The following is a 3,672-nucleotide window of genomic DNA, read 5'->3' on the forward strand; positions in this document are numbered from 1 at the left end:
GTCGCGAATCCGGGCTTCATCAATCTGGATGACCTGGCCCATCGGCTTCTCGTCACTCATCGGTTGCTCCTTCAGTCTATGAAGAAGCCGTCAGTTCTGAAAGTGCGAAAGATTCTGTACGTTATCCATCACGGTATCGCCAGCCTTAAGAGGGCGGCCAACTAATGCCATCGTCTTAGCAAGCCACAGGACGGCATTGATGGGGTGCTCTAAGCAATCAAAAGCAGTTCCCTTCGTGCATCAAGAATTCGAGACGTGAGTTGATGCGTTCCCAGGACGGATCTTCCACCGCGGCCATGGAGATTTCTTTTATTATCTGCATAACGGCGGGGAAGGCAGTATTCCAGCAGCGGTATTCACGACCAAGCGATCGATGCAGCTAGGATAGTCAACAGCAAAGCGCGCGGCTACTCAGCGTCCCAATGACTCACCGGAGATCGCCGCTTTGTCGGAACCGAGCTCGCTAAACACCTCTCGCAGATGTCGGGCATACCCGGATATTTCCAGGTCTTGCCCGGCTGGCTTATCGGATAGACTGTTGCCCACCATGTCGATGGGGTATGTCAAAAAATGTTCACCGTGTGCGGCCAGATTTCGCGTGTAGGCTTCAGCGTGCCCGCCGGTGCCATGAAAAACTAGTGGCGGCTTAGATGAGTCACCGCTGCGAAGGTATCGGGTACGAATGCCACCAGCAGTTGTCCATCCCTGCTCGAATGGAACGCCCATGAGGTCCAAACACTTTCGTGAGCTGGCTTTCCAGACATCGCCCTAGGTGCTCGCTTCGCCCCGATGCGTTCGCGCCGACTTACGTCTGAAACGCGAGGGTGTGAAGTAGCAGGCGAAAAATGTGCATTACGTGCACGCCGTCGCACCGCATCGCTTATAACAGTTAACGGATCACGGCATCACGTAAAACGAGCTCGCACCTGTCAGCTCTTCTTACGACCCCGACGAGTCGCAAAGGGAATTAACGGGTCCCGTCTAATCGCACCGCGAAGCGGAAGGAGCCCATGAAGCCGCTGGCTGTCGCTCGGGAACAAACTGGCAAGCTCCCCGATAAATTTAGTTTCGTGCTGTGCCAGAATATCGAGTCAAAGAATTGGCCGCAACTGTTGCCCAAAAATTTCATCGCGGAGTGAGCGCGCGGAAATCGTCAGATCAAGTGAAGCCTCAACAAAAAAAGCTATCTTAAAGTCGGCAAAGCTGTACGGCGCCCAACGCGCGGGTTGCTATGAACGGTTGACCAGATGCGGACCCGCGTAACCGATCAGCCACGCCTCGCCCATTAGAGATCGAGAACCAGCCGTGAACCGCGCGCGCGAGATACGCATATCATGATGTGTCGATCCTGCTCTTCTTCCATCAGCACCAGGTCGCGATGCTCTACCTCGCCGGAAATCAGGCCGGTCTTGCAGGTTCCGCATGTACCGCTTTCACATGAACTTGCGGTCGGCACGCCATTTTCGCGCAGTGCTTCAAGGATAGATCGGTCGGCCGGGACCAAAACGGTTTTTCCCGATTTGGCCAGCTCAACCTCAAACGGACGATCGTCACTTAGCGTGACTTCAAAAGGCTTGAAATCCTCGAAGTTTATCCGTCCGTCTGGCCAGTGGTCCGACATCGCACGGATGTCGTTCATTAACAGCTTGGGTCCGCAGCAATAAATGCCCATATTCTGCGGCTTTTCGAGATGAGGCCAGAAATCATAGGCATTCTGGCTGTCGCCATCGTCGTGATGCAACACCAGACGATCGCCGAATGCTTCCCGCATCTCGTCGCGATAGGCGGTTTCGACGGGGTTGCGTGTGCAATAGATGATCTGGAAGTCGCGGCCGTCCTGCGCGAGCCGTAGCGCCATTGAATAGATTGGAGTGACACCGATGCCGCCTGCGATCAGCAGATATTTCGACGCGGGCTTAAGAGGGAAGGAGTTTTCGGGTTGTAGAACGGGTATTTCGTATCCTTCTAACGCATTGGCATGCATAGATTGCGAGCCGCCCCGCGAGCTGGTTTCCTTTTTGACTGCAATCACATAGCGATTCGTCGCCTCACCGGAGCCGACCAAAGAATAGCGGCGCATGGCTCCAGAAGGCGTCTGCACGGTGACATGAGCACCTGGTGTGTAAGGCGCGAGGTATGCGGCTGACGCGGGTTCGAGCGTGAATTCCACTATACTGGGTGTGAGAGCGCGCCGCGCAGCGACCCTCATCTTAATTGAAACTGCCTGTTGGCCCATGGCGAGGTATCTCTGTGGCCCTATCTTCTTTGATACTTAGAAAGCTAATTAATAGGAGTCAATGTCTGGACGGGTAGTCGCGCGTTTAGTAAGATCAGTCCTTAGTGTTCTAATGATTGAAAATGGATCAGCCGCGCTTAAAGGCTGGCCAAGCTTTCGGTCGCGGCCGATCTTCGACCGGTACTCGTGGCCGTTCCATCAGCGTTCACAATCGAGGTCGAATCGGGAGACGAGAAAGTGCCGAATTGCCAGATGACGGAACCGGTTTTCTCCGATCGGCTGAAAGCCGCAAATCTTTCGGCGCTATGGGAGAATTTGGCAGCGGCAGTCCCGGAACAGCCGGTCGTCCGATGTTCTCCGGCTTCCTGGAATTATCAGCAGGATATTCGGCCGCTAATCCTCGAAGCAGGCCGAACCGTGACCGCCGAACAGGCGGAGCGACGTGTGCTTTTGCTTTCCAATCCCGGCTTGCAGGGCATGGGCATCACCCACACGCTGGTTTGCGGCATCCAGATGATTGTCGGCGGTGAAATCGCCTCCAGTCATCGTCATACGCAGTCAGCGATGCGCATCGTGCTGGAAGGCGAGGGCGCCTACACCGCGGTGAACGGCGACCGCATGTCGATGGAATTTGGCGATTATATCACGACGCCGGCCTGGACTTGGCACGACCATGGCAAGCAAACCGAAGGCGAAATGATCTGGCTTGATGGCCTGGATCTTCCGATCGTCAATTATCTCGCTCTGTCCTTCTTTGAGGATCATCCCGACGATCAGCATCCGCAAACGGTACCGGGCGATGATTCGATATTCCGATATGGAAGCGGCATGCTGCCGCTCACGCCGCTACCGCAAGATCCGCATTCGCCGGTGTACAAATATCCGTATTCCAAGGTCCGGGAAGTGCTTTCGCGCATGGTCATATCGGGCGCACCGGACGCCTTCCATGGCTACAAGCTTCGATACGCCCATCCGTTCACGGGCGGGCACACGCTGCCGACTATCGGCAGCTTCGTCCAATTGCTTCCCGCAGGCTTTCGTACGCAGCCGGTGCGCGCGACCGATGCACGGGTATTCGTCGTGCTGGAGGGGAGTTGTTCGTTCGATCTTGGCGGCACGACGTGGACATGCGGCAAACGCGACGTGATGGTGGTGCCGAACTGGACGTCCTACACCCTGCAAGCGGACGCGGAAGCGGTGGTGTTCAGCTTTTCCGATTGTGCACTGCAGGAAAAGCTCGGGCTTTGGCGCGAGCAGCACGGCAGCGACGATAAGCACGCCTGAGCCTGCAATTCTCCGCAGCCGAAAATTTTGCGTTCGTGAGCCGTAGCGCATTCGCCGCGGTTCAACGCGATTATGAATGCTGGCGTCGCATTCCGGCGCGGATCGTCGGAAGCCGATTTCGCCTCGGCCTCGCGCCTTTTTCTCGCCCGACG

The 3,672-nt window shown here is 56.1% G+C and carries 3 protein-coding genes; 2 read left to right on the top strand and 1 reads right to left on the bottom strand.

The window, feature by feature from the left end; genetic code table 11:
- Positions 1 to 1,010 precede the first annotated feature (1,010 nt).
- Positions 1,011 to 1,139, top strand: coding sequence for a hypothetical protein (locus tag AB7F49_RS38925; protein WP_428533245.1), 129 nt, complete (start codon positions 1,011 to 1,013; stop codon positions 1,137 to 1,139).
- A gap of 146 nt (positions 1,140 to 1,285) precedes the next feature.
- Here the strand turns inward: AB7F49_RS38925 and AB7F49_RS38930 are convergent, their stop codons facing one another.
- A complete protein-coding gene (locus AB7F49_RS38930) occupies positions 1,286 to 2,170 on the bottom strand; it encodes a PDR/VanB family oxidoreductase (protein WP_428533248.1) in 885 nt (294 codons plus the stop codon).
- 318 nt (positions 2,171 to 2,488) lie between these two features.
- On the opposite strand from AB7F49_RS38930, the gene AB7F49_RS38935 reads away from it, so the two are divergent.
- Entirely contained in the window at positions 2,489 to 3,520 is a 1,032-nt protein-coding gene (locus tag AB7F49_RS38935; RefSeq protein ID WP_428533251.1) for a cupin domain-containing protein, read from the top strand.
- Positions 3,521 to 3,672: the final 152 nt, after the last annotated feature.

The sequence above is a fragment of the Pseudorhodoplanes sp. genome, from assembly GCF_050250235.1.
Taxonomy (GTDB): Bacteria; Pseudomonadota; Alphaproteobacteria; order Rhizobiales; family Xanthobacteraceae; genus Pseudorhodoplanes.